We start from the raw sequence: 5,498 nt of genomic DNA on the forward strand, positions 1-5,498 counted from the left end.
ACAGCCGATCTCCGGATCGCGGTCGAAGGCGGTCGCGGCCGCGACGACCTCGTTCATCAGCTGCGTGTTGAGCGCGTTCAGCGCCTTCGGCCGGTCGAGCGTGATCAGCCCGACCCGGCCCTTGCGCTCGACCAGGATCGTCTCGTACGCGGTCACTCGCCGCCCTCCCTGATGGTCGTGATGATCGCCGAGAAGTCCAGGCCGGCGCCGTCGGCGGCGGCGAAGTCCGCGTACAACTCCGCTGCCCTCACGCCGAGTTCGACCGGCAGGCCGGCGGCCTTGACCGCTCCGGCGGCCAGGCCGAGGTCCTTGGCCATCAGCGCGGCGGCGAAGCCGGCCCGGTAGTCGCGGTTGGCGGGGCTGGCCGGTACCGGGCCGGGGACGGGGCAGTTGCTGGTCAGCGCCCAGCAACTGCCGGAGGCGGTGGAGGCCACGTCGAACAGCGCCTGGTGGCTGAGGCCGAGGCTCTCACCGAGGACGAACGCCTCGCTGACGGCGATCATCGAGATACCGAGGATCATGTTGTTGCAGATCTTCGCGGCCTGCCCGGCGCCGGACGCCCCGCAGTGCACGATCCTGCCGCCCATCGCCTCCAGCACCGGCCGGGCGGCGGCGAAGTCCGCCTCCTCCGCGCCCACCATGAAGGTGAGGGTCCCGGCGGTCGCGCCCGGCACCCCGCCGGAGACGGGCGCGTCGACCGCCCGGTGCCCGGCCCGCACCGCGAGGTCGTGCGCGGCCCGGGCGTCCGCGACGTCGATGGTGGAGCAGTCGACGAAGAGCGCGCCCGGGCGGGCCGCGGGCAGCAGGTCGGCGTAGGCCGCCAGCACGTGGCGGCCGGCCGGCAGCATGGTGATCACCACGTCCGCGTCGCGCACGGCCCCGGCCGCCGAGGCCGCCGGGGCGACCCCGGCCGTCTCCGCCTGCCGGAGCGCCTCCGGGACGAGGTCGTAGCCGGTCACGCGGTGGCCGGCCTTGACGAGGTTGGCGGCCATCGGGCCGCCCATGTTGCCGAGTCCGAGAAATCCGATGTGGTGGGTCACCAGCGCTCCAGGGGTGTGGTGGCGGCGAGGCCGAGTTCCCGCTCACCGAGCGGGGCGAAGTAGCGGGCCACGACCGCGGGCGTGACGGCGTCCAGCGTGGCCGGGTTCCAGCGCGGTGTGCGGTCCTTGTCGATCACCTGCGCCCGGATGCCCTCGGCGAGGTCCGGCGTGGCGAGCGCAGCGCAGGAGGTCCGGTACTCCTGGTCCAGCACCGCCTCCAGCGGGCCGAGGGCGCGGGCCCGGCGCAGGGCGGCGAGCGTCGCCTTGACGGCGGCCGGCGCGTTGGCGGTGATCCGGTCGGCCGCCTTCTTCGCCTCGGGTTCACCGCTGGCGCCGAGCCGGTCGACGATCTCCTCGACGGTGCCGGCCGCGTAGCAGGCGTCGATCCAGGGGCGCTGCCGCTCCAGCGGGGCGGGCGGCGCGGGTGCGACGTGCCGGGCGAGCGCGTCGTGGACGGGCAGTGCGGCCAGGTCGTCGAGCAGGGCGGGCAGCCGCTCGCCGGGCACGAAGTGGTCGGCGAGCCCGCAGAGCAGGGCGTCGCCGGCGCCCGCCGAGCCCGCGGTCAGGGCCAGGTGGGTGCCCAGCTCGCCGGGCGCCAGCGCGAGCAGGTAGGTGCCCCCGACGTCGGGGACGAACCCGATGCCCGCCTCCGGCATCGCCAGCCGGGTGGTCCCGGTGACGATCCGGACGCTGCCGTGGGCGGAGACGCCGACCCCGCCGCCCATCACGATGCCGTTCATGACGGCGACGTAGGGCTTGCCGTACCGGGCGATGCGGGCGTTCAGCCGGTACTCGTCCCGCCAGAAGTCCTCGACCGCGCGCGGATCGCCGCCGGTGGCGGCGCGGTGGATGGCGACGATGTCCCCGCCGGCGCAGAAGGCGCGGTCCCCGGCCCCGGCGATGACGACGGTCTCCACCCGGTCGTCCCGCTCCCACTCCTCCAGCGCGGCGGCGATCCGCCGCACCATGCCGTGGGTGAGGGCGTTCAGCGCGGCGGGCCGGTCGAGGACGATCAGGCCCGCCCGGCCCTCCCGCCGGACCACGACCTCCTCGCTGTCGGTGCCGGCGTCGGCCGCTGTGCTCCCGGCCATCACGCGGCTCCGGTCAGGCCGCGGGCGACGATGACGCGCATGATCTCGTTGGTCCCTTCCAGGATCTGGTGCACCCGCAGGTCGCGGACGATCTTCTCGATGCCGTAGTCGGCCAGGTAGCCGTAGCCGCCGTGGAGTTGGAGCGCGGCGTTGGCGACGTCGAAGCCGGTGTCGGTGGCGTACCGCTTGGCCATCGCGCAGAGCTCCGGCGCCCGCGGGTCACCGCGGTCCAGCGCGGCGGCCGCCCGCCAGAGCAGCGACCGGGCCGCCTCCAACTCCGTGGCCATGTCGGCCAGTCGGAACTGGAGCGCCTGGGCGTGCAGGAGTTTGGCGCCGAACGCCTCGCGCTCGGCCAGGTAGCCGGTGGCCCGCTCCAGCGCGTCCTGGGCGCCGCCGAGCGAGCAGGCGGCGATGCCCAGCCGCCCGCCGTTGAGCCCGTTCATCGCGATCCGGAAGCCCTCGCCCTCCGCCCCGAGGAGCCGGTCGGCGGGCAGCCGGACGCCGTCCAGGACGACCTGGCGGGTGGGCTGGGCGTTCCAGCCCATCTTGCGCTCGTTCGGACCGAAGGAGAGCCCCGGGTCGTCGCGTTCGACGACGAACGCCGAGATCCCGCGCGGCCCCTCGCCCCCGGTCCGGGCCATCACCACGTACAGCTGGGAGGCGCCCGCGCCGGAGATGAACTGCTTGACGCCGTCCAGCACCCAGCCGTCGCCGTCGCGGACGGCGCGGGTCGCGAGGGCGGCCGCGTCGGAACCCGCCCCGGGCTCGGTCAGGCAGTAGCTGGCCGGGCTCTCCATCGCGCACAGCCCGGGCAGCCAGCGGGAGCGCTGCGCGGGGGTGCCGTAGCGGTCGACCATCCAGGCGACCATGTTGTGGATGGACAGGTAGGCCGCGATCGAGGGGCAGCCGGTGGCCAGCGCCTCGAACACCAGCACCCCGTCCTGCCGGGTGAGCCCCGAACCGCCCGCGCCCTCGCGGACGTAGACGCCGCCGAGCCCGAGTCCGGCCGCCTTGCGCAGCACGTCCAGCGGGAAGTGCTTGTCCCGGTCCCACTCGACCGCGTACGGCGCCAGGTGCTCGCGCGCGAAGTCCCGGGTGGTCTCGGCGATGGCGTGCTGATCCTCCGTCAAGGTGTGCACGGCGGCCTCAGCCCATCGTCGGGATGGTGAAGCTCGCGCCCTCCTTGACCCCGGAGGGCCAGCGCGAGGTGACGGTCTTGGTCCTGGTGTAGAAGCGGACCGAGTCCGGGCCGTGCTGGTTGAGGTCGCCGAAGCCGGAGCGCTTCCAGCCGCCGAAGGTGTGGTAGGCCACGGGGACCGGGATCGGCACGTTGACGCCGATCATGCCGGTGTTCACCCGGCGGGTGAAGTCCCGGGCGGTGTCGCCGTCCCGGGTGAAGATCGCCACGCCGTTGCCGAACTCGTGCTCGCTCGGCAGCCGCAGCGCCTCCTCGTAGTCGGCCGCGCGGACCACGCACAGGACCGGGCCGAAGATCTCCTCGCGGTAGATCCGCATCCCGGCGGTGACGCGGTCGAACAGCGTGGCCCCCAGGAAGTAGCCGTCCTCGTACCCCGGCACGGTCAGACCGCGGCCGTCGACGACCAGTTCGGCGCCCTCCTCGACACCCAGGTCCAGGAAGCCGCGGACCCGGTCCAGGGCGTCCTGGCTGACCAGCGGCCCGAACTCGGCCTCGGGGTCGTGCGAGGCGCCGACCTTGAGCGCGGCGATCCGCTCGGTGAGCTTGGCCACCAGCGCGTCGGCGGTCTCCTCCCCCACCGGCACCGCGACGGAGATGGCCATGCAGCGCTCGCCGGCGGAGCCGTACCCGGCGCCGATCAGCGCGTCGGCGGCCTGGTCGAGGTCGGCGTCCGGCATCACGATCATGTGGTTCTTGGCGCCGCCGAAGCACTGCGCCCGCTTGCCCCGCGCGGCGGCCGTGGCGTAGACGTACTCGGCGATCGGCGTCGAACCGACGAACCCCAGCGCCTGCACCCGCGGATCGTCGAGCAGCGTGTCCACCGCCTCCTTGCCGCCGTTGACGACGTTCAGCACGCCCGGCGGCAGGCCCGCCTCGACGAACAGCTCGGCGAGGCGCAACGGCACCGACGGGTCGCGCTCGGAGGGCTTGAGCACGAAGGCGTTTCCGCAGGCGATCGCGGGTGCCGCCTTCCACAGCGGGATCATCGCGGGGAAGTTGAACGGGGTGATGCCGGCGACCACGCCGAGCGGCTGGCGCAGCGAGTACACGTCGATGCCGGTACCGGCGCTGTCGGTGAACTCGCCCTTGAGCAGGTGCGGGATGCCGGCGGCGAACTCGACCACCTCCAGCCCGCGTTGGAGGTCGCCGTGGGCGTCGGCGACGGTCTTGCCGTGCTCGGCGGAGAGCAGCCGGGCCAGCGGCTCGCGCTCGGCCTCGACCAGCTGGAGGAAGCGCAGCAGGACCCGGGCCCGCCGCTGCGGGTTCCAGGCCGCCCATTCGACCTGGGCCTGTTCGGCGTCGGCGATCGCCGCCTCGGTCTCGGCCCGGCTCGCGAGCGGGACGCGCGCCTGGACCGTCCCGGTGTTGGGGTCGTACACGTCGCCGAACACCCCGGAGGTGCCGGGGACGTGCTTTCCGCCGATGTAGTGGGTGAGTTCACGGATCATCACAAGCCTGCTCTCGTCAGGACGTCAGGTGGATCCGAGGGAACTGGGGCACGGCAGGGGCACCGTGGGCCTGGGCCCGACGCGAGCCGGGCTCGGTACGGGCGGGGGCACACGGGTACTGCCGGGCGCGGCACACCGTCAGGGTGACGGGCACACCGCAGCCGTCGCAGGATCACCAGGGTCGGGAAGAACGCGGACCGGTGCCATGCGTGTTTGCTCCATCCTCGTGGACAACACGAACACCCGCAGTCGGTATCCTGACTCCCGGATCACCGCGCGCCGCCCGGCCTTCCCGGCTGGCTGCCAGTGGCTGGTACTGCGACGACGCACTCCCCGGTCACAGTGGCGGGACCGTGCCGGATTCACACCGGCTTCCCTGCACTGCGGGCCTTGTTCACGACCATATAGTTGGACGTCCTAGTAAGTCCAGAGCGCCGGCCGCGATCGCCACCGGGATGGCCGAGAACATCCGGGCCGCGCCGGCCACGACCGCGGCCTCCTCGCCGCCTCCGGGTCGGGCCTCCGGGCCGGGCCGGCTCGGCCGGGCCGGAGCGTCGGGGCCGTCGCGTCGGGCCGGCGGCGAGTGCCGTCGCAGGCCAAAGGTGTGCCGACCCGCCAGGCCCCGAAAACGCAAAGAACCCCCCGATCCGGATGGATCGGGGGGTTCTTCACAATGATTGTTCGGCGGCGTCCTACTCTCCCACAGGGTCCCCCCTGCAGT

5 protein-coding genes and 1 riboswitch are annotated in these 5,498 nt (G+C 73.7%); all 5 genes read right to left on the bottom strand.

The features are described from left to right. A partial coding sequence (locus tag ACWDRR_RS43955) for an enoyl-CoA hydratase-related protein (RefSeq protein ID WP_449777971.1) occupies positions 1-156 on the bottom strand: 156 nt, incomplete at its 3' end. After that, positions 153-1,040, bottom strand: coding sequence for a 3-hydroxyisobutyrate dehydrogenase (gene mmsB / locus ACWDRR_RS43960; protein ID WP_449777967.1), 888 nt, complete (start codon positions 1,038-1,040; stop codon positions 153-155). The genes mmsB and ACWDRR_RS43955, both read right to left, overlap by 4 nt. Further along, positions 1,037-2,131: an enoyl-CoA hydratase/isomerase family protein gene (locus tag ACWDRR_RS43965; protein WP_449777968.1), complete on the bottom strand. Its 1,095-nt coding sequence runs from the start codon at positions 2,129-2,131 to the stop codon at positions 1,037-1,039. Before ACWDRR_RS43965 ends, mmsB begins: the two co-directional genes overlap by 4 nt. Continuing rightward, positions 2,131-3,270 carry an acyl-CoA dehydrogenase family protein gene (locus ACWDRR_RS43970; protein WP_449777969.1) on the bottom strand — a complete coding sequence of 380 codons (1,140 nt, stop codon included), beginning with the start codon at positions 3,268-3,270 and terminating at the stop codon, positions 2,131-2,133. Before ACWDRR_RS43970 ends, ACWDRR_RS43965 begins: the two co-directional genes overlap by 1 nt. 7 nt (positions 3,271-3,277) lie before the next feature. Next, on the bottom strand, positions 3,278-4,777 hold the full coding sequence (locus ACWDRR_RS43975) for a CoA-acylating methylmalonate-semialdehyde dehydrogenase (RefSeq protein ID WP_449777970.1): 1,500 nt from the start codon (positions 4,775-4,777) through the stop codon (positions 3,278-3,280). Between the two features lie 230 nt (positions 4,778-5,007). Next, positions 5,008-5,178, bottom strand: a riboswitch (cobalamin riboswitch). Between the last annotated feature and the right edge of the window lie 320 nt (positions 5,179-5,498).

The sequence above is a fragment of the Kitasatospora sp. NPDC003701 genome (assembly GCF_053587085.1).

Excerpts from the sequence above, each read along its gene's own strand:
- ACWDRR_RS43965 (WP_449777968.1), bottom strand. The coding sequence starts at position 2,131 with ATGGCCGGGAGCACAGCGGCCGACGCCGGCACCGACAGCGAGGAGGTC.
- ACWDRR_RS43975 (WP_449777970.1), bottom strand. The coding sequence starts at position 4,777 with ATGATCCGTGAACTCACCCACTACATCGGCGGAAAGCACGTCCCCGGC.